This window comes from Pseudomonas sp. FBCC-B1667 (genome assembly GCF_059133255.1).
Genome location: NZ_CP101437.1, coordinates 5896028 through 5915992, shown reverse-complemented (window position 1 = coordinate 5915992; position 19965 = coordinate 5896028). Strand labels below are relative to the sequence as shown.

Genomic DNA, 19965 nt, shown 5'->3' with positions numbered 1-19965 from the left:
GACATCTTGCATGTAATCATCATATTTCGATCTTGTGGTGCAGTTCGCTCGACGGGCGCAACGCCCGGGCATAACAGAACAGAAACAGATTACGCACCAGTTCCTTGAGCACCATCGGCTCGCTGGAGCTCAGGCCATTGACGTCCAGATCTCCCTGATCCTGCAGCTCGCTCAACGCTTCTTCTTCAAGCACCGCACAGACTTCCCCGGTTTCCCGATGCAGGATCCTGAGGTAAGGGTGTGGGCGGTCCAGCCACGCATCGATCAAATAAGTCATGCCTCATCTCCATTGATTGGGTTTCAATGAGAATAATTCTTATTCATCAAATAGCAAGGGCCTATTGGCAGTTTGAGCTTTTTTTCGGGTAAGGGTTGCGTAAGGTCATATCGGCTGGCGATTGGCTATTGCGCGTGCAGACAGGTTGAGGCGGGGAGGGCGAAGCACCATCCCACGCAAGGCGCGGGATGGAAGACAGCAGATTCAGACTTTTCTGACGAACTCGGACTTGAGCTTCATCGGGCCGATGCCGTCGATCTTGCAGTCGATGTCGTGGTCGCCATCGCACAGGCGGATGTTCTTGACCTTGGTGCCGACCTTGACCACCAGCGACGTGCCCTTGACCTTGAGGTCCTTGATCACGGTGATGGTATCGCCGTCCTGCAAGACATTGCCGACCGAATCCTTTTTCACGGTGTCATCGGACGCCACGTCGGCTTCGCCGCTGGCGGACCATTCGTGCGCGCACTCGGGGCAGATCAGCTGAGCGCCGTCTTCATAGGTGTATTCGGAGTTGCATTTTGGGCAGGGTGGCAACGTGCTCACTAAAGCTCCTTGGATTCAGGATCGCTAAAAGCGCACATTATATAGGGTTTTAGGCGGGAGAGGGCGGAACAAGCCTGTGGGAGGCTGGCTCCCACAGGTTGAGGTCGGTCAGTGCGTGCGGGCGACCGCGAATTCGCTCAGTTCGACCAATGCGTCGCGGTACTCGCTGGCAGGCAACGCATCGAGGCATTTAATTGCACGAGCTACGTAATCACGGGCCAGATTCGCGGTGTATTCCAGCGAACCGGAAGCCTCTACCGCTTCACGGATGCTTTCCAGGTCTTCGATACCGCCTTTCTGGATAGCCTTGCGCACCAGTGCCGCCTGTTCCGGCGTGCCTTCGCGCATGGTGAAGATCAGTGGCAAGGTCGGCTTGCCTTCGGCCAGGTCGTCGCCGACGTTCTTGCCCAGGGTTTCAGCATCGCCTTTGTAATCCAGCAGGTCGTCGACCAGCTGGAAGGCCACGCCCAGGTGGTCGCCAAAGGTACGCAGGGCTTCGGCCTGTTCCGCTGTCGCTTCGCAGAGCGCGGCAGCGCTGTGGGTCGACGCCTCGAAAAGCATCGCAGTCTTGCCGCGGATGACTTCCATGTAGGTTTCTTCGGTGGTGCTGGCGTCACGGACCTTCGACAGCTGCAACACTTCGCCTTCGGCAATGATGCGGGTCGCTTGCGAAAGGATCTTCATCACTGGCATAGAGCCCAGTTCGACCATCATTTCGAAGGAGCGCGAATACAGGAAGTCGCCGACCAGTACGCTCGGGGCGTTGCCCCACATGGCATTGGCGGTCGAGCGGCCACGACGCATGCCGGACATGTCGACCACGTCGTCGTGCAGCAGGGTGGCGGTGTGCAGGAACTCGATGGTCGCGGCCAGCAGACGCAGGTCATCGCCTTCGCGGCCCAGCGCCTTGCCACATAGCAACACTAATAAAGGACGCAGGCGTTTACCGCCGGCCGAGGTAATGTAATCGCCGATTTTCGATACCAGCGGTACTCGGGAAGTCAGCTGCTTCTTGATGATGCCGTCGACGGCGCTAAAATCGTCCGCCACCGCGCGGTAGAAAGCTTGGGGTTGCATCAGCGACAGTTGCTCCAGAAGGGTTGCGCGGCATGCTAGGACCCACGTCGGCGAGTGTCAAGGCGCGATGGACGGCCTCTTGCATCACTCCGGCAGCTTGCGTACAATCGCGCACCCTGAACTTCCTGGGCAGCACCTGCCTTACGCAATTGCAAACCGGCCTTCCAGCCCTATGCAGCCATGCCAGCCAATACCTCTTCTTATAAAGAGCTGGGTGAGCAGGATTATCGGAGAAATACCATGTCGTACGCAGTAATTGTTACTGGTGGCAAGCAATACAAGGTCGCCCCAGGTGAATACCTGAAGATCGAAAAACTGGAAATCGCTACCGGCGAATCCGTTACTTTTGATCGCGTTCTGTTGGTCGCCAATGGCGATGACGTGAACATCGGCGCTCCAGTTGTTGCTGGCGCTACCGTTGTGGCTGAAGTGATCTCCCAAGGTCGTCACGATAAAGTCCGCATCATCAAGTTCCGTCGTCGTAAGCACCACATGAAGCGTATGGGCCACCGCCAGTGGTACACCGAGATCAAAATCACCGGTATTCAGGCTTAATTTCAGCCTAATTCCTCACTAGGAGAATTGACTCATGGCACACAAAAAAGCTGGTGGTAGTACCCGTAACGGTCGCGACTCAGAAGCCAAACGCCTTGGCGTGAAGATGTATGGCGGCCAGGTTATCATTCCGGGCAACATCATCGTGCGTCAGCGCGGCACCCAATTCCACGCCGGTTACGGTGTTGGCATGGGTAAAGATCACACTCTATTCGCTAAAATCGACGGCGTGATCAAGTTTGAAGTAAAAGGCGCTTTCAACCGCCGTTACGTAAGCATTGTCCCGAAGACTGACGTCGTCGCGGCATAATTACGTGGTTGCTGGAAAAGCCCTGTCTTGCGACGGGGCTTTTTCGTTTGTGGGGTGAGTCTCTTGCAAAGCTGTTTGTGATGGGCTCCAGCGCAGGTTTTTGCGGTCGTTGATTGAGGTCGCTGCGCTCATTTTTGCAAGAGTCTTATGTCTAGATTTTTTCGGCTCGTCCGTATGGCGAGAGGCGTTTTGTTATGAAGTTTGTTGATGAAGTATCGATTCGAGTAAAAGCCGGTGACGGCGGCAACGGTTGCATGAGCTTCCGTCGCGAGAAATTCATTGAAAACGGCGGCCCGAACGGCGGTGACGGTGGTGATGGCGGCTCGGTCTACATGATCGCCGACGAAAACCTCAACACCTTGGTCGACTACCGTTACACCCGTCACTTCGATGCCGAGCGCGGTTCCAGCGGCGGCAGCACCGACTGCACCGGCAAGAAAGGTGAAGAGCTGGTGCTGCGCGTACCGGTCGGCACCACTGTCATCGACGCGGCCACTCAAGAAGTGATTGGCGACCTGACCAAGGCCGGCCAGAAGCTGCTGGTGGCTCACGGCGGCTGGCACGGTTTGGGCAATACCCGTTTCAAATCCAGTACCAACCGCGCTCCGCGTCAGACCACTCCGGGTAAGCCGGGTGAGGCGCGTGACCTCAAGCTGGAAATGAAAGTGCTGGCTGACGTCGGCCTGCTGGGCTTGCCGAACGCCGGTAAAAGTACCTTCATTCGCTCGGTATCGGCCGCCAAGCCGAAAGTCGCCGACTACCCGTTCACCACCTTGGTGCCGAATCTGGGTGTGGTCAGCGTCGATCGCTGGAAGAGCTTCGTGGTCGCGGACATTCCGGGTCTGATCGAAGGTGCTTCCGATGGTGCTGGACTGGGGATTCGCTTCCTCAAGCACTTGTCGCGTACCCGTTTGCTGCTGCACCTTGTGGACATGGCGCCACTGGATGACACCAGTGCTCCGGATGCCGCTGAAGTCATCGTCAGCGAGTTGACCAAGTTCAGCCCGTCCCTGGCCGAGCGTGATCGTTGGTTGGTGCTGAACAAGTGCGACCAGATCCTTGAAGAAGAGCACGATGCTCGCGTCAAGGAAATCGTCGATCGCCTGGAATGGACTGGTCCGGTCTACGTGATCTCGGCGATCTCCAAGCTGGGCACCGAGCGTCTGTGCCACGACATCATGCGTTACATGGAAGATCGTGCTGATCGCCTGGCCGCCGACCCGGCCTACAAGGAAGAGCTGGCAGAACTCGATCAGCGCATCGAAGACGAAGCCCGTGCTCAGTTGCAGGCCCTGGATGATCAGCGTGCACTGCGCCGTAGCGGCGTTAAGTCGGTCCACGACATCGGCGACGATGATTGGGATGAAGAAGATGTGGATGACGAAGACGGTCCGGAAATCATTTACGTGCGTGACTGATTCGTTGCAGTAAACTTAAGCGCCGCTCAATCGAGCGGCGTTTTAGTATCTGGTAATCGATCGTTGGCCAGCAATAGCCACGATTAACGTCACGGGCAGTGCCAGGTCGCGCTGTCCTCAAGCTAAGGTTGAAGATGATGCGGAGCAAGGTGACAGGTGCGCAGCGTTGGGTCGTGAAGATCGGCAGCGCTTTGCTGACGGCGGATGGCAAGGGCCTGGATCGCGCGGCAATGGGTGTCTGGGTCGAGCAGATGGTGGCTTTGCATGAGGCCGGTGTCGAACTGGTGTTGGTGTCTTCCGGGGCTGTGGCCGCGGGCATGAGCCGCTTGGGCTGGACCGTGCGACCCAGTGCCATGCACGAGTTGCAGGCCGCTGCCGCCATCGGTCAGATGGGTTTGGTGCAGGCCTGGGAGTCGAGCTTTGCCGAGCATGGCCGGCACACCGCGCAGATTCTCCTGACGCACGATGACTTGTCCGATCGCAAGCGCTACCTGAACGCCCGCAGCACTTTGCGTGCGTTGGTTGAGCTGAAAGTGATCCCGGTGATCAACGAAAACGACACCGTGGTGACCGACGAAATCCGTTTCGGCGACAACGATACGCTGGCGGCGCTGGTGGCCAACCTGGTTGAAGCTGATTTGCTGGTGATCCTCACGGATCGCGATGGCATGTTCGACGCGGATCCGCGCAATAACCCTGACGCCAACCTGATTTACGAAGCGCGCGCTGATGATCCGGCGCTGGATGCGGTGGCAGGCGGTACTGGTGGTGCGCTGGGGCGCGGCGGTATGCAGACCAAATTGCGTGCGGCGCGCCTGGCAGCCCGTTCCGGTGCGCACACCATTATCGTTGGTGGACGCATAGAGCGCGTGCTGGATCGCCTGAAGGCAGGTGAGCGCATCGGCACCTTGCTGTCGCCTGAGCGCGGGATGCTGGCGGCGCGCAAGCAATGGCTGGCCGGGCATCTGCAAACCCGTGGCACGCTGGTCCTGGATGGCGGTGCGGTGAAAGCGCTGGCCCAGGACCATAAAAGTTTGCTGCCTGTGGGTGTCAAGCTGGTGCAGGGCAGTTTCCGTCGCGGTGAAATGGTGGTGTGCGTGGCGCCGGATGGTCGCGAGATCGCCCGTGGCCTGGCCAACTACAGTGCGCTGGAAGCACAAAAAATCATCGGACAGTCGTCTGAGGCGATTGTCGGTCTGTTGGGTTACATGGCTGAGCCGGAACTGGTTCACCGCGATAACCTGATTCTGGTCTGAAGGAATACCTGAATGCGTATGGCAAAAGGATTGTTGGGTCTGCTGCTGGCGCTGCCGCTGCTGGCTTCGGCTGAGGAAATTGGCCAAGTGTCGACGGTGTTCAAATTCGTCGGGCCGAACGACCGGATCGTCGTCGAGGCGTTTGATGATCCTAAGGTCGACGGCGTGACGTGCTACCTGTCGCGAGCCAAGACCGGTGGCGTGAAGGGTGGTTTGGGGTTGGCGGAAGATCGCGCCGAGGCCTCTATTGCTTGCCGTCAGGTTGGGCCCATCAGTTTCAAGGGTGAGCTGAAGGATGGTGACGAGGTGTTCAAGGAGCGCACATCGCTGGTGTTCAAGACCATGCAGGTGGTGCGCTTCCTCGACAAGAAGCGCAATACGCTGGTTTACCTGGTCTACAGCGATCGCTTGATCGAAGGCAGTCCGCAGAATGCGGTGACGGCGATCCCGATCCTGCCGTGGGCGCACGCTCAGTAATCTGACAAAGATCCAAATTGTGGGAGTGAGCCTGCTCGCGATAGCGGTGCAACAGTCGACATCGGTGTTGAATGTTGCACCGCTATCGCGAGCAGGCTCACTCCTGCATTTTTTTGTGTGTTGTCTGTTAAATCGCAGGCAATAAAAAACCGACCCTGAGGTCGGTTTTTCAACAAGCTTATCGCTTAAGCGGCAACAGCAAGGTTCAGAGCCTTGACGTGACCGTTCAGGCGGCTCTTATGACGAGCAGCCTTGTTCTTGTGGATGATGCCTTTATCGGCCATGCGGTCGATAACTGGCACGGCCAGAACGTAAGCAGCTTGAGCTTTAGCAGCGTCTTTTGCGTCGATGGCTTTAACTACATTCTTGATGTAGGTACGAACCATGGAACGCAGGCTGGCGTTGTGGCTGCGACGCTTCTCAGCCTGTTTTGCACGTTTTTTGGCGGAAGGTGTGTTGGCCACCGTCGAGCTCCTCGAAAGACTTTTTAGGAAATAGCAAACAAAATAGGCCGCGAATCATGCCGATGAGTTGATGTCTTGTCAAGGGCGGTTGAGACGTTCCGCTAAGTGGTAGGTATAAAGAGGCGGGATATTTATTTCCGGCGCTTGACCTGTAAACTCGCGAGCTTTGGCTCTGTGCTGCTGCGGCGCGGAGTATCGCATAAGTAGGCGCTTTGTTCGCCTGCTGTTTATCGACAGGCACAAACTCTTTCAATGAATCTGCTCAAATCGTTGGCCGCCGTCAGCTCTATCACGATGATCTCCCGGGTTTTGGGGTTTGTTCGTGACACGCTGATCGCACGTACATTTGGTGCCGGGATGGCGACGGACGCCTTCTTTATCGCCTTCAAATTGCCCAATCTGTTGCGTCGAATCTTCGCCGAGGGGGCGTTTTCCCAGGCCTTCGTGCCGATTCTGGCCGAATACAAAAGCCAGAAGGGCGAGGAGGCGACGCGAACATTCATTGCTTACGTCTCGGGCCTGCTGACACTGGTGTTGGCACTGGTCACGGCATTGGGGATGATCGCGGCGCCCTGGGTGATCTGGGCGACTGCACCGGGTTTTACCGATACGCCGGAAAAATTCGAGCTGACCTCCAGCCTGTTGCGTGTGACCTTTCCTTACATATTGCTGATTTCCCTGTCGTCCCTGGCCGGTGCGATCCTCAATACCTACAACCGTTTTTCGGTGCCGGCCTTTGTGCCGACCCTGCTCAACGTCAGCATGATCGTGTTTTCGGTGTTCCTGACGCCGTACTTCGATCCGCCGGTCATGGCCCTCGGATGGGCAGTCCTGGTGGGTGGCCTGGCGCAATTGCTTTATCAGCTGCCGCACCTGAAAAAGATCGGCATGCTGGTTTTGCCGCGCCTTAACCTGCGTGACAGCGGCGTCTGGCGGGTGATGAAGCAGATGCTGCCGGCAATTCTCGGCGTATCGGTCAGTCAGATTTCCCTGATTATCAACACCATCTTCGCTTCGTTTCTGGTGGCCGGTTCGGTGTCCTGGATGTACTACGCCGACCGTTTGATGGAGTTGCCTTCCGGTGTATTGGGCGTGGCGCTTGGCACGATTCTGTTGCCGACGTTGGCCAAAACCTACGCCAGCAAGGACCGTCACGAATATTCGCGCATCCTCGACTGGGGCCTGCGCCTGTGCTTCGTCCTGGTATTGCCGTGTTCGCTGGCACTGGGGATTCTGGCTGAGCCGCTGACCGTTTCGCTGTTCCAATATGGCCAGTTCAGTGCCTTTGATGCGTCGATGACCCAGCGTGCACTGATCGCTTATTCCGTCGGCTTGCTCGGGATTATCGTGATAAAAGTGCTGGCGCCGGGCTTCTATGCGCAACAAAACATCCGCACACCGGTGAAAATCGCCATTTTCACCCTGGTGGTGACCCAGGTGTTCAACCTGTTGTTGATTGGTCCGCTGGCGCACGCCGGGCTGGCCCTGGCCATCAGTGCCGGTGCCTGTATCAACGCCGGGCTATTGTTCTATCAACTGCGCAAGCAGCAGATGTACCAGCCGCAGCCAGGCTGGGCGAAGTTCGGCGCCAAGCTGGTTATCGCCGTGTTGGTGATGTCCGCAGTGTTGTTGCTCGGCATGCACTTCATGCCGGCTTGGGATCAAGGGCATATGCTGGAGCGGTTCCTGCGCCTCGGTGCTTTGATCGGCGCCGGCATCTTTGCTTACTTCGGAATGTTGCTGCTCATGGGCTTCCGTTTGCGCGACTTCAATCGCAAGGCATTGAGTTGAGGTTGCGACCTCGATAAACACGGGCGAGCCGGTGGTTTTGTCGGCTCGATCACTTTGGTTACGGTGTTGCCTGTCGTCGGCCGCCGGGTGTGGTTATAATCGACCACTTTATGAGCAAGAAGCGCGTTATGCAGCTGGTTCGAGGCCTCCAAAATCTGCGCCCCCAGCATCGGGGCTGTGTCGCCACTATTGGCAACTTTGACGGTGTTCACCGTGGCCACCAGGCTATCCTGGCGAGGCTGCGTGAGCGCGCGCTCGAGTTGGGCGTGCCTAGCTGCGTGGTGATTTTTGAACCGCAGCCGCGAGAATTCTTCGCCCCGGACACGGCCCCGGCCCGTCTGGCCCGGCTGCGGGACAAACTGCAGCTACTGGCCGAGGAAGGTGTCGACCGCGTCCTGTGCCTGGCCTTCAATCAGCGGCTGAGCAAGCTCAGCGCCAGCGAATTCGTCGATACCATTCTGGTGGACGGCCTTGGCGTGCAGCACCTCGAGGTCGGTGACGATTTCCGCTTCGGCTGTGACCGCGTTGGCGATTTCGATTTCCTGCAACAAGCCGGCATCGTTCAGGGCTTTACCGTGGAAGCTGCGCAAACCGTCGAGCTGGACGGCATTCGCGTCAGCAGCACCCAGGTCCGCAATGCCCTGGCCGCTGCGGATTTCGTCCTGGCCGAGCGGCTGCTCGGGCGGCCGTTCCAGATTACCGGGCGGGTGCTGCATGGCCAGAAACTGGCGCGCCAGTTGGGGACCCCCACGGCCAACATACAACTCAAGCGCCGTCGCGTGCCGCTGACCGGGGTTTACCTGGTCAACGTTGACATCGACGGCAAGACCTGGCCAGGCGTCGCCAATATCGGCGTGCGGCCAACGGTCCAAGGGGATGGCAAAGCCCACCTCGAAGTGCATCTTTTAGATTTTGCCGGCGATCTGTATGACCGGCGTTTGACGGTGGTCTTCCACCACAAGCTGCGTGAAGAGCAGCGTTTCGCCTCTCTGGAGGCGCTTAAGACGGCGATCAATGCGGATGTCGCCGCCGCCCGTGCCCTGTCGCACCTAGCGCCAATCGCTAATGAAGAGCCTTAAATGACCGACTATAAAGCCACGCTAAACCTTCCGGACACCGCCTTCCCAATGAAGGCCGGCCTGCCTCAGCGCGAACCGCAGATTCTGCAGCGCTGGGACAGCATTGGCCTGTACGGTAAGTTGCGCGAGATTGGCAAGGATCGTCCGAAGTTCGTCCTGCACGACGGTCCTCCGTACGCCAACGGCACGATTCACATCGGTCATGCGTTGAACAAGATCCTCAAGGACATGATCATCCGTTCGAAAACCCTGTCGGGTTTCGACGCGCCTTATGTTCCGGGCTGGGACTGCCACGGCCTGCCGATCGAGCACAAAGTCGAAGTGACCCATGGCAAGAACCTGGGCGCGGACAAGACCCGCGAACTCTGCCGTGCCTACGCCACCGAGCAGATCGAAGGTCAGAAGTCCGAATTCATTCGTCTGGGCGTGTTGGGCGACTTTGCCAACCCGTACAAGACCATGGACTTCAAGAACGAAGCCGGTGAGATCCGCGCCCTGGCGGAAATCGTCAAGGGTGGTTTCGTGTTCAAGGGCCTCAAGCCCGTGAACTGGTGCTTCGACTGCGGTTCGGCCTTGGCTGAAGCGGAAGTCGAGTACGAGAACAAGAAGTCCTCGACCATCGACGTAGCGTTCCCGATCGCCGACGAAGCCAAACTGGCGGCCGCATTCGGTCTGTCGTCGCTTGCCAAGCCGGCTTCGATCGTGATCTGGACCACTACCCCGTGGACCATCCCGGCCAACCAGGCGCTGAACGTTCATCCGGAATTCAACTACGCCCTGGTCGACGTCGGCGATAAGCTGCTGGTGCTGGCTGAAGAGCTGGTGGAGTCGTGCCTTGCCCGCTACAGCCTGGAAGGTTCGGTCATCGCGACCACCACCGGTAAAGAACTGGAACTGATCAACTTCCGTCACCCGTTCTACGATCGCCTGTCGCCGGTTTACCTGGCCGACTACGTGGAACTGGGCGCTGGCACTGGCGTGGTTCACTCCGCACCGGCCTACGGCGTGGACGACTTCGTGACCTGCAAGCAATACGGCATGGTCAACGACGACATCCTCAATCCGGTGCAAAGCAACGGCGTATACGCGACCTCGCTGGAGTTCTTCGGCGGCCAGTTCATCTGGAAAGCCAACCCGGCCATCGTCGACAAGCTGACCGAAGTCGGTGCGCTGCTGCATACCACTATCATCGAACACAGCTACATGCACTGCTGGCGCCACAAGACCCCGCTGATCTACCGCGCCACCGCGCAGTGGTTCATCGGCATGGACAAAGAGCCCGTCACTGGCGACACCCTGCGCAAGCGTGCAATCAAAGCCATCGAAGAGACCAGATTCGTTCCGGCCTGGGGTCAGGCGCGTCTGCACTCGATGATTGCCAACCGTCCGGACTGGTGCATCTCCCGTCAGCGCAACTGGGGCGTGCCGATCCCGTTCTTCCTGAACAAGGAAAGCGGCGAACTCCACCCACGTACCGCCGATCTGATGGAAGAAGTTGCCAAGCGCGTCGAAGTCGAAGGCATCGAAGCCTGGTTCAAGATGGACGCTGCCGAGTTGCTCGGTGACGAAGCGCCGCTGTACGACAAAATCAGCGACACCCTCGACGTCTGGTTCGATTCGGGCACCACGCATTGGCACGTCCTGCGCGGTTCGCACCCGATGGGCCACGAAACCGGTCCACGCGCCGATTTGTACCTGGAAGGTTCGGACCAGCACCGTGGCTGGTTCCACTCGTCCCTGCTGACCGGTTGCGCCATCGACAACCATGCGCCGTACCGCGAACTGCTGACCCACGGCTTCACCGTCGACGAGTCCGGTCGCAAGATGTCCAAATCCCTGGGCAACGTCATTGCACCGCAAAAAGTCAACGACACCCTGGGCGCCGACATCATGCGTCTGTGGGTGGCTTCCACCGATTATTCGGGTGAAATGGCGGTGTCCGAGCAGATCCTGCAGCGAAGCGCGGACGCCTACCGGCGTATCCGTAACACTGCGCGCTTCCTGCTCTCGAACCTGACCGGTTTCAACCCGGCCACCGACATCCTGCCGGCCGAAGACATGCTGGCGCTGGACCGTTGGGCCGTGGACCGCACCCTGCTGCTGCAACGCGAGCTGCAAGAGCACTACGGCGAATACCGCTTCTGGAACGTCTACTCCAAGATCCACAACTTCTGTGTTCAGGAGCTGGGCGGTTTCTACCTCGACATCATCAAGGACCGTCAGTACACCACTGGCGCCAACAGCAAGGCCCGCCGTTCGGCGCAAACCGCGCTGTATCACATCTCCGAAGCGCTGGTGCGCTGGATCGCGCCGATCCTCGCGTTCACCGCTGACGAACTGTGGGAATACCTGCCGGGTGAGCGTAACGAATCGGTGATGCTCAACACCTGGTACGAAGGCCTGACCGAGCTGCCGGAAGGCGTCGAGCTGGACCGCGCCTACTGGGAGCGGATCATGGCCGTCAAAGTGGCCGTCAACAAGGAAATGGAAATCCAGCGCGCGGCCAAGGCCGTCGGTGGCAACCTGCAAGCCGAAGTGACGCTGTTCGCCGAAGAGGCGCTGAGCGCCGACCTGGCCAAGCTGAGCAACGAACTGCGCTTCGTGCTGATCACTTCGACCGCCACTGTTGCACCGTTCGTGCAGGCTCCGGCCGATGCCGTGGTTACCGAAGTCAGCGGTTTGAAGCTGCAAGTGGTCAAGTCCAGCCACGCCAAGTGCGCCCGTTGCTGGCACTGCCGTGAAGACGTCGGTGTGAACCCTGAGCATCCGGAAATTTGCGGTCGTTGCGTTGACAACATCAGCGGCGCCGGCGAGGTTCGTCACTATGCCTAATGCCATTGGCCGTTTCGGACGGCTGAGCTGGCTCTGGTTGAGTTTGCTGGTCCTGGTCATCGACCAGGTCAGCAAGTTCTACTTCGAAGGCAAGCTTGCGATGTACCAGCAGATCGTGGTGATCCCCGATTACTTCAGCTGGACCCTGGCCTACAACACTGGCGCGGCGTTCAGCTTCCTGGCTGACAGCTCGGGCTGGCAGCGCTGGTTGTTTGCCCTGATCGCCGTGGTGGTCAGTGCGGTGCTGGTGGTCTGGCTCAAGCGTCTGGGGCGCAACGAAACCTGGCTGGCGGTTGCGCTGGCCCTGGTGCTCGGTGGCGCGCTGGGCAATCTGTACGACCGCGTAGCCCTGGGCCATGTGATCGATTTCATTCTGGTGCATTGGCAGAACCGCTGGTACTTCCCGGCGTTCAACTTCGCCGACAGTGCAATTACTGTCGGTGCGGTGATGCTTGCACTGGACATGTTCAAAAGTAAAAAGACCGGAGAAGCCGTTCATGACTGAACAGTTATTGGCTGAGCAACGCATCCGCCAGAACACGGAAGTCACCTTGCACTTTGCACTGCGCCTGGAGAACGGCGACACCGTCGACAGCACCTTCGACAAAGCCCCGGCGACCTTCCAGGTTGGCGACGGTAACCTGTTGCCAGGTTTCGAAGCGGCACTGTTTGGCTTCAAGGCGGGCGACAAGCGTACGCTGACGATTCAGCCGGAAAACGCTTTTGGCCAGCCGAATCCGCAAAACGTACAGATCATCCCGCGTTCGCAGTTCAAGGACATGGACCTGTCACCGGGTTTGCTGGTGATCTTCAACGATGCGGCGAATACTGAGCTGCCTGGCGTGGTGAAGGAATTCGATGACGAACAAGTGACCATCGACTTCAACCACCCGCTGGCCGGCAAGACATTGACCTTTGACGTCGAGATCATCAGCGTCAAATCGCTGTAACTGACTGGACACTGTCCCCTGTGGGAGCGAGCTTGCTCGCGATGAGTACCTGACATTCAACATTGATGTTGACTGACATTCCGCCATCGCGAGCAAGCTCGCTCCCACATAGGTTTTTCACTGTTTTCGCGCGCAAGACACGAGGCACAGCATGCAAATCAAACTCGCCAACCCCCGTGGCTTTTGCGCCGGCGTGGACCGTGCGATTGAAATCGTCAACCGCGCCCTGGAAGTGTTCGGGCCGCCGATCTACGTGCGCCACGAAGTGGTCCACAACAAATTCGTCGTCGAAGACCTGCGCGCTCGCGGGGCAATCTTTGTCGAGGAACTGGATCAGGTGCCAGATGACGTCATCGTGATCTTCAGTGCCCACGGCGTATCCCAGGCCGTGCGTACCGAAGCCGCCGGCCGTGGCCTCAAGGTGTTCGACGCGACCTGCCCGCTGGTGACCAAGGTGCACATCGAAGTCGCGCGCTACAGTCGCGATGGTCGTGAATGCATCCTCATCGGCCACGCCGGTCATCCGGAAGTCGAAGGAACCATGGGCCAGTACGATGGCAGCAATGGCGGTGCGATTTACCTGGTCGAAGACGAGAAAGACGTCGCCGCGTTACAGGTGAGCAACCCGGAAAAACTCGCCTTCGTGACCCAGACCACCCTGTCCATGGACGACACCAGTCGCGTAATCGACGCTCTGCGTGCTCGCTTCCCGGCTATCGGCGGTCCACGCAAGGACGACATTTGCTACGCCACGCAAAACCGTCAGGACGCGGTCAAGCAACTGGCCGACGAATGCGACGTGGTGCTGGTTGTCGGCAGCCCGAACAGCTCCAACTCTAATCGCTTGCGTGAACTGGCCGAGCGCATGGCCACCCCGGCTTACCTGATCGACGGCGCCGAAGACCTGAAAAAGAGCTGGTTTGAAGGTGTCGAACGTATCGGCATTACCGCCGGTGCCTCTGCTCCGGAAGTGTTGGTGCGGGGTGTGATCCAGCAATTGCAGGCGTGGGGCGCCACCGGTGCCGATGAACTGGCCGGTCGCGAGGAGAACATCACGTTCTCCATGCCTAAAGAGCTACGCGTGCGTTCGTTGCTCTGACGCGTTCCCCTCCCGGACATAGCGCCTGCTCGGCTTTATCGCTGCGCAGGCTGACGCGACCTGTAGCGGCCAGCACCACCTGGAGCTGGCTGACCGGTTCGCTTACTGCGCAAAAGTGCACTGTCCCGGCTTGAAACGCCCGTCCGGGCATCTGCGGTTCGCCGATCCCGCTGAATCGAACATACCGCCTTACCGGCCAATTGCCGACAATCGCCCCCCGAGCGCTACCCGCGTGCTCGACCAGCAGCGGATTGCTGCTGTCCTCCGGCCCTTTGCCGCTGATGTCCAGGATGATCCGCCAGCCCTGGCCCCAATCCCCGTTGATGCCATGAATCACCACGGCTTGATTGCGTGTGATGGCCAGGGTTCTGGCATTGCGAATAGCACTGACCAGAGCGTTCGCCGCCGCCTCGCGATGGTTCGATTCAGTGAGTGCTGCGAACGCCGGACTGACCAACAGCAGAACAATTGCGGCAATCGCCAGTCCCATAAGCAGTTCGATCAGGCTGAAACCTTGCTGATGCATGGCATTTCCCTCCCTGGAGTGGTGTGACCCGCGCAATCCTTGCGCGAGTAATGGCAAAACAACCCGCCTGGGCCGGTCGAATGTTCTAGCGTGTAAAGCAGGTATAGCCGACGGCAACGGAGGGCATCGATGGATCATCGTACAAAAGGTTTCACGCTGATCGAGTTGTTGATCACGCTCGCGGTGTTTCTGATCCTGATCACCCTGGCCGTGCCGGCGTTCACCCGTTCGGTGCAAAGCACCAAGGCTGATACCGAAATCGGTGACTTGCAGCGTGGACTCAACTTCGCCCGACTGGAGGCCATTGACCGTGGCATAACCACCCGTGTCCGTCCGACTGCGGGCGGCAGTGGGTGGACGGGTGAATTGACGGTCTATGACGGTACTGGCACACCGGCCAATGTATTGCGGGTTGTTCCAGCGATGAGCAGTGGCGCCACTCTGACGCTAACCTCAGGAGTGACCGCGCTGGACTTCAACAACCTGGGCGGTTTGTCGGCACCGTCTACCGCCGTGGTCATCAGCTACGTATCGGGGACGCAAAGCAGGACGCTGAATGTGTGTTTGAACGGACGAATTCTATTGGGTGGAAGTTGCGGATGAGGGAATGGAGCAAGCGTGCACAGGAGGGCATGACGCTGATCGAAGTCTTGGTGGCGTTGTTGATACTGACCGTGGGGCTATTGGGGGCGGCGGCGATTCAGCTCAATGCGCTGAAGTACACCGACAGTTCACGGATGACCAGCCAGGCAAGTTTTATCGCCTACGACATGATGGACCGCATCCGCGCCAATTCCGCTGCCGATTACACCGTCACGCCTCCGACCTCGGGCAACCTGAGTGTCGCCCGGGACCAGGACCTCTACGACTTCACCACCAACATCGTCAATTTCGGCGGCGCGACGGCCACCGGCAGCGTGACGCTGAACCAGCGGGTCTACACCATTACTATCAATTGGGATGACTCACGCGCCGCCAATATCGCCAGCTCGCGCCGCAGCTTTGTCCTGACCAGTCGCGCCACGGTCGACCCGGTGTCCACGCCATGAACCGCTCCAGCCGAGGGTTCGGTCTGATCGAGTTGCTGATCGCGCTGGCGTTGAGTCTGATCGTGGTCCTGGGCGTGGCACAGATTTTCATCGCCGCGAAGAATACCTACGTCAGCCAGAACGTCTCCGCCGGCATGCAGGAAGACGCGCGTTTTGTGTTGAGCAAGATGATTCAGGAAATTCGCATGGTCGGCATGTTTGGCTGTCTGGCGACTATCACCGATTCGAGTTCGTCGGGTGACTTCAACGCCAGTCAGATCACCCCCATCAATTGGGACAATGCCAACCTCAAACTGACCCTGGTGACGGCGGATGTCGGCAGCAGCGGCGGGGCACCGACCTGGACGGTGGTGTCGGACTGTCGAAACTCTGCGACGGCGTATACCGGCATGCGAGTACCCGCCACAGGGTTTCTGGCATTTCCGATCAGGCGGCTGATCTACAGCTTCAGCAACAACCAGATATTGATGGGGGTCGGTGCCGGCTCGCCCACCCAGTACGTGCTGGTGAACAACGTGAGTGCATTCAACGTGAGCTTCGGTCTCGCCAGTTCCGCCACTGATGTGGCAGCTTCCACTTACAGCAGTAACCCGTCGGACCCGGCGCGCATTCGCAGCGTGCGCCTGAGCCTGACCCTCACCGACCCGAACAATCGGGTGCGCAACCAGACCTTTAGTGTGGTTGCCGCCTTGCGCAACCGTCTGCCATGAGGCCGGCCGCGATGACGTCTCGCGCGCAGCGAGGCATGGCGCTGCTGGTCAGCCTGGTGTTTCTGCTGTTGCTGACACTGATCGGCCTTTCGTCGATGCAGAACGCCACCCTGCAGGAAAAAATGGCCGGCAGCGTGACACTGCGCAACCAGTCGTTCCAGGGCGCCGAAGCGGCATTGCGAGTGGGCGAAAGCACAGTGCAGCTCGACAGTTATTCGTTGCCGGTCTGCAGTCAGTGCGCGCCGCCGGCCGAGGCCACGAGCCTCACGGCAGCGGGTCTCAACTCGAGCTCTGGTGTGACGTGGATCGCTTCTGGCACTGGTTTTTACGGGGTGCAAAACATCGGCACCACACTTAACGCTGTCAATGTGCCGAGCAATACGTCGGCGACGCTTTACCGGGTGACCGCCGTCGGCATCGCGGGTAATTCGCGCAGCGTTGTGGAGAGTATTTATGCGAAGTACTGAATGGCGCGCCCGCATTTGGCGGTTGTTTTGCGGTGCGTTGTTGGGCCTCTACCTGTCGGCCCCGGCGTATGCCTTCACGCCTTCGGATTCACCGCTGTTAAGCGCTGCGGCTGTTTCGCCGAATGTGATGCTGCTGATCGACGATTCGGGCAGCATGAACAGCATCATTTATGCCGCCGGGTTCGATCCGACCGTCACGGGGCGCACGCCTGCCAGGCAATGTAATTTTTTCCTCGGACTGTGTTTGAGCGGCAGCGACATCGTCGGCGATTCGATCTTCCTGTCCAGCCTGCCGCAGTCCGGATGTTCCAGTGGGGCGTATGCGTTTTACAACAACAGCCTGGCGCCGTTATGCCTGAAGCTGCCTGACCCGGTCGGCAATGAAAACACCCGGTACTCCGACGATTACCTGTCGTATCTGGTGGGCCTGGCTAACGGCAATAATCGGGATTTCACCACCGGTTCGATCCCCAACGACTACCGCATGAACGTGGCGCGAAATGTGTCCACGGCACTGGTGAGTAGCAACCGCGGCTTGCGCATGGGGCTTGCGACCTTCAATCCGGTGAATAGCAGCAACTCCGGCAATGGCGGCTTCATTGCCCGCTCGATCAGTGATCTGTCGGTGGTGAGCGGCAGCGTGACCCAGTCTCAGGCCGACAATAATTACAACAACCTGATCAGCTCCATCAACGGCTTGAGTGCCGTGGCCAACACGCCGCTGGCGGAAACCTATTATGAAATTACCCGGTACTTTCGTGGGATGGCGCCGTACTACAACTCGACGCCGGCGACGTACACCAGCCCGGTCCAGTACCGTTGCCAGAAAAACTACGGCGTGGTCATCACCGATGGCCTGCCGACGTTTGACCGGAGCTTCCCGAGCAACGATCCCCTGGGTGGCACCCGGTTGCCGAACTGGGACGGCGTGAACAACGATGGCAACAACCTCAACGGTGACGGCGAAGGTGACACGCTCTATCTCGACGACATCGCCAAGTTTGCGTTCGACATCGATATGCGCTCCACCGGCACCGACGCGGCGGGCAAAAGCTGGAACGCGGTGGACTTCCCTAAACAAAATATGAACACCTACACCGTAGGGTTTACCGCTACGAACCAGATGCTGTCGGACGCGGCCAGCTACGGGCAGGGCAAGTACTATCAGGCGACCGATAGCCTGGGGCTCAACAACGCGTTGTCTTCGGCGTTGAGCGAGATCACTTCCAAGGCCGGTTCCGGGGGGAGTGGGGTCACCAGCGGCACCACCCTGTCCAGCGGCTCCAGTTATTTTCAGACCAGTTATGACCCGAAGGACTGGCGCGGCACGATCAAGTCCTTCGGTTTCACATCGGGTGGTACGGTAAACACTGGCGCTGTGCAATGGACCACCGACAGGACCATCGTTCCGGGCACGACCGCACCGACCTTTCAATCCTGGAATACCCTGAGCAACACCGCCGTCACGCTGGCCTATGGCAGCTTCTCCCCGACGCAACAGGCATCGTTGAGTCAGAGCTTGCCCAGCGGTATCACCGGCAGTGATCTGGTGGAGTGGAGCAAAGGCACCAACAAAACCGGGCTCAAGGTGCGCAGCGTTTTGCTGGGTGACATCATCAACTCGCCGCTGGTGCTGGCATCGCCTGTGGATAAAACCGCCTCTGATCTGCTGGGCGACAGCACTTACAGCACCTACCTGAACACCAAAGCCACCAATATGAGCGCCAGTCTGGTGGTGAACGCTAACGACGGTTTCGTGAATGTCATCAACTCGACCAACGGTGTCCGGCGCTATGCCTACATGCCCTCCAGCGTTTTACCCTCGCTGCGCTACATCGCCGATCCAGCCTACATCAATGGTGTGAGCCACAAGTACCTGGTCGACGGTCAGATCGGTGTGTTCGATGCCCAGTACAGCGGCGCCTGGAAAACCCTGGTTATTGGCGGCACCGGGGCGGGCGGCAAAACCTTCTACGCGCTGCAATTGTTCGATGCTTCGTTGGGTAACGCGTTCAAGGCGCTCTGGGAAATCGCAGCGCCCACCACGCCGAACACGGCAAACGTTTTCAATGATCTGGGTTATGCCTACGCGCGACCGGAAGTGGCACGCTTGGCCGATGGTCGATGGGCTGCGTTCATTTCCAACGGTTATGGCAGCAACTCCGGCGTCGCTGCCCTGTACGTGGTCGATGTGCGTGACGGCTCGTTGATCAAGAAAATTGTGGTCGACAGCACTGAAACCACCAATGGACTGTCGTCGGTGAAACTTCGGGTCAACTCGCAGAATGTGGTGCAGGCCGCTTATGGCGGTGACTTGAAAGGGCGGTTGTGGAAGTTTGATCTGAGTGCCACGGCGCCCGATACCTGGGGCATAGCCTTTTCCGGCAAACCGTTGTTCACCACGGCAGGCGGCGCCACTCAGCCCATCACCGCGCAACCGTTGCTGGCGGATAGTGCATTGGGCGGCAAGGAAGTGTTTGTCGGCACCGGTAAACTCAACGAGACGGCCGACAAGACCAACAAAGATCTACAGGCGTTTTATGCGGTGTGGGATGCGGACGGCGGATCGGGTCAAATCACCGTGGCCAGTTTGCAGGCTCAGGCGGTAACCGGTGTGTTTGCGGGGAGCGCCGATCAATTCATCACCACCAGCCAGAACGACGTGACCTACCCGGCGGAGAAGGGCTGGTACTTGCCGCTGGTGTACAACAATGCGCTGACCGGCGAGCGGGTGATCAATCAAGCGAGTCTGGTGCTGGGGCGGATCGTTTTTACGACGGCGAGTGTGGACACCACGGACCCGTGCGCCAGCTTCGGCACCGGCAAACTGGTCGAACTGGATGCGTTCAGCGGTAAGATGCTCAACTATGCGGTGCTTGATACCAACGGCGACGGTGTGGTCGACAGCGTCGACATGGTGTCGAGCGGGGTGGTTTCCACTGGCGGCATTCCGAGCCTGAACGCCATCATCAACGGTGGAACCGGAAAGATTATTAATGATTCCAGCGGCAGCATCAAAACGCTGGCAGAAAAAGGTGGCGGCGGCAGCCGTCGCATCATGTGGCGACAAATACAGTAAGTG

General features: G+C 58.9%; 21 protein-coding genes. 16 read left to right on the top strand and 5 right to left on the bottom strand.

Annotation, left to right across the window (positions count from 1 at the left end):
- Positions 1 to 19 precede the first annotated feature (19 nt).
- From NL116_RS27330 to NL116_RS27320, 3 genes are all read right to left on the bottom strand, one after another.
- Positions 20 to 277 (bottom strand): PA4570 family protein, encoded by a 258-nt coding sequence (locus NL116_RS27330; RefSeq protein WP_494374833.1) that lies wholly within the window; start codon positions 275 to 277, stop codon positions 20 to 22.
- 204 nt (positions 278 to 481) lie between these two features.
- Positions 482 to 823: a zinc ribbon domain-containing protein YjdM gene (locus NL116_RS27325; protein WP_046028563.1), complete on the bottom strand. Its 342-nt coding sequence runs from the start codon at positions 821 to 823 to the stop codon at positions 482 to 484.
- A gap of 108 nt (positions 824 to 931) precedes the next feature.
- Positions 932 to 1900, bottom strand: a complete 969-nt coding sequence (locus NL116_RS27320; protein ID WP_494374832.1) for a polyprenyl synthetase family protein — start codon at positions 1898 to 1900, stop codon at positions 932 to 934.
- Positions 1901 to 2140: 240 nt separating this feature from the next.
- Between NL116_RS27320 and rplU the strand changes: the two genes are divergently transcribed.
- The 5 genes from rplU to NL116_RS27295 all read left to right on the top strand — a co-directional run bounded on the left by rplU (position 2141) and on the right by NL116_RS27295 (position 5916).
- A complete protein-coding gene (gene rplU, locus NL116_RS27315) occupies positions 2141 to 2455 on the top strand; it encodes a 50S ribosomal protein L21 (RefSeq protein WP_003176051.1) in 315 nt (104 codons plus the stop codon).
- A gap of 34 nt (positions 2456 to 2489) precedes the next feature.
- Entirely contained in the window at positions 2490 to 2765 is a 276-nt protein-coding gene (gene rpmA / locus NL116_RS27310) for a 50S ribosomal protein L27 (RefSeq protein ID WP_007943982.1), read from the top strand.
- Between the two features lie 194 nt (positions 2766 to 2959).
- Positions 2960 to 4183 (top strand): Obg family GTPase CgtA, encoded by a 1224-nt coding sequence (cgtA, locus tag NL116_RS27305; protein WP_494374831.1) that lies wholly within the window; start codon positions 2960 to 2962, stop codon positions 4181 to 4183.
- A gap of 137 nt (positions 4184 to 4320) precedes the next feature.
- On the top strand, positions 4321 to 5439 hold the full coding sequence (gene proB / locus NL116_RS27300) for a glutamate 5-kinase (RefSeq protein ID WP_027924199.1): 1119 nt from the start codon (positions 4321 to 4323) through the stop codon (positions 5437 to 5439).
- A 12-nt stretch (positions 5440 to 5451) separates the two neighbouring features.
- Positions 5452 to 5916 carry a CreA family protein gene (locus NL116_RS27295; RefSeq protein WP_494374830.1) on the top strand — a complete coding sequence of 155 codons (465 nt, stop codon included), beginning with the start codon at positions 5452 to 5454 and terminating at the stop codon, positions 5914 to 5916.
- Positions 5917 to 6101: 185 nt separating this feature from the next.
- Here the strand turns inward: NL116_RS27295 and rpsT are convergent, their stop codons facing one another.
- On the bottom strand, positions 6102 to 6380 hold the full coding sequence (rpsT, locus tag NL116_RS27290; protein WP_007942340.1) for a 30S ribosomal protein S20: 279 nt from the start codon (positions 6378 to 6380) through the stop codon (positions 6102 to 6104).
- Positions 6381 to 6632: 252 nt separating this feature from the next.
- Here rpsT and murJ point away from each other — a divergent pair, with 252 nt between their 5' ends.
- From murJ to ispH, 6 genes are all read left to right on the top strand, one after another.
- Positions 6633 to 8171, top strand: a complete 1539-nt coding sequence (murJ, locus tag NL116_RS27285; RefSeq protein WP_494374829.1) for a murein biosynthesis integral membrane protein MurJ — start codon at positions 6633 to 6635, stop codon at positions 8169 to 8171.
- 128 nt (positions 8172 to 8299) lie between these two features.
- A complete protein-coding gene (ribF, locus tag NL116_RS27280; RefSeq protein ID WP_494374828.1) occupies positions 8300 to 9250 on the top strand; it encodes a bifunctional riboflavin kinase/FAD synthetase in 951 nt (316 codons plus the stop codon).
- Positions 9251 to 12082 carry an isoleucine--tRNA ligase gene (ileS, locus tag NL116_RS27275; protein WP_494374827.1) on the top strand — a complete coding sequence of 944 codons (2832 nt, stop codon included), beginning with the start codon at positions 9251 to 9253 and terminating at the stop codon, positions 12080 to 12082.
- Positions 12075 to 12587 (top strand): signal peptidase II, encoded by a 513-nt coding sequence (lspA, locus tag NL116_RS27270; protein WP_494374826.1) that lies wholly within the window; start codon positions 12075 to 12077, stop codon positions 12585 to 12587. Before ileS ends, lspA begins: the two co-directional genes overlap by 8 nt.
- Positions 12588 to 12594: 7 nt before the next feature.
- On the top strand, positions 12595 to 13032 hold the full coding sequence (gene fkpB / locus NL116_RS27265; protein ID WP_174602658.1) for an FKBP-type peptidyl-prolyl cis-trans isomerase: 438 nt from the start codon (positions 12595 to 12597) through the stop codon (positions 13030 to 13032).
- Positions 13033 to 13183: 151 nt separating this feature from the next.
- Complete coding sequence (gene ispH / locus NL116_RS27260) at positions 13184 to 14131, top strand: 4-hydroxy-3-methylbut-2-enyl diphosphate reductase (protein WP_494374825.1); 948 nt, start codon at positions 13184 to 13186, stop codon at positions 14129 to 14131.
- On the opposite strand, the gene NL116_RS27255 is transcribed toward ispH, so the two are convergent.
- Complete coding sequence (locus NL116_RS27255) at positions 14100 to 14657, bottom strand: GspH/FimT family pseudopilin (protein ID WP_494374824.1); 558 nt, start codon at positions 14655 to 14657, stop codon at positions 14100 to 14102. The two genes, ispH and NL116_RS27255, sit on opposite strands and share 32 nt — an antisense overlap.
- Before the next feature lie 129 nt (positions 14658 to 14786).
- Between NL116_RS27255 and NL116_RS27250 the strand changes: the two genes are divergently transcribed.
- From NL116_RS27250 to NL116_RS27230, 5 genes are read left to right on the top strand one after another with little or no spacing between them, the layout of a single operon-like run.
- Positions 14787 to 15260 carry a GspH/FimT family pseudopilin gene (locus NL116_RS27250; protein WP_494374823.1) on the top strand — a complete coding sequence of 158 codons (474 nt, stop codon included), beginning with the start codon at positions 14787 to 14789 and terminating at the stop codon, positions 15258 to 15260.
- Positions 15257 to 15706, top strand: coding sequence for a type IV pilus modification protein PilV (pilV, locus tag NL116_RS27245; RefSeq protein WP_494374822.1), 450 nt, complete (start codon positions 15257 to 15259; stop codon positions 15704 to 15706). Before NL116_RS27250 ends, pilV begins: the two co-directional genes overlap by 4 nt.
- Positions 15703 to 16416: a PilW family protein gene (locus NL116_RS27240; protein WP_494374821.1), complete on the top strand. Its 714-nt coding sequence runs from the start codon at positions 15703 to 15705 to the stop codon at positions 16414 to 16416. Before pilV ends, NL116_RS27240 begins: the two co-directional genes overlap by 4 nt.
- The gene (locus tag NL116_RS27235) at positions 16413 to 16883 is read left to right on the top strand and encodes a pilus assembly PilX family protein (protein ID WP_494374820.1); all 471 of its coding nucleotides are present in this window, start codon (positions 16413 to 16415) and stop codon (positions 16881 to 16883) included. Before NL116_RS27240 ends, NL116_RS27235 begins: the two co-directional genes overlap by 4 nt.
- Positions 16870 to 19962 (top strand): pilus assembly protein, encoded by a 3093-nt coding sequence (locus NL116_RS27230; protein ID WP_494374819.1) that lies wholly within the window; start codon positions 16870 to 16872, stop codon positions 19960 to 19962. The genes NL116_RS27235 and NL116_RS27230 overlap by 14 nt, the downstream gene beginning before the upstream one ends.
- Positions 19963 to 19965: the final 3 nt, after the last annotated feature.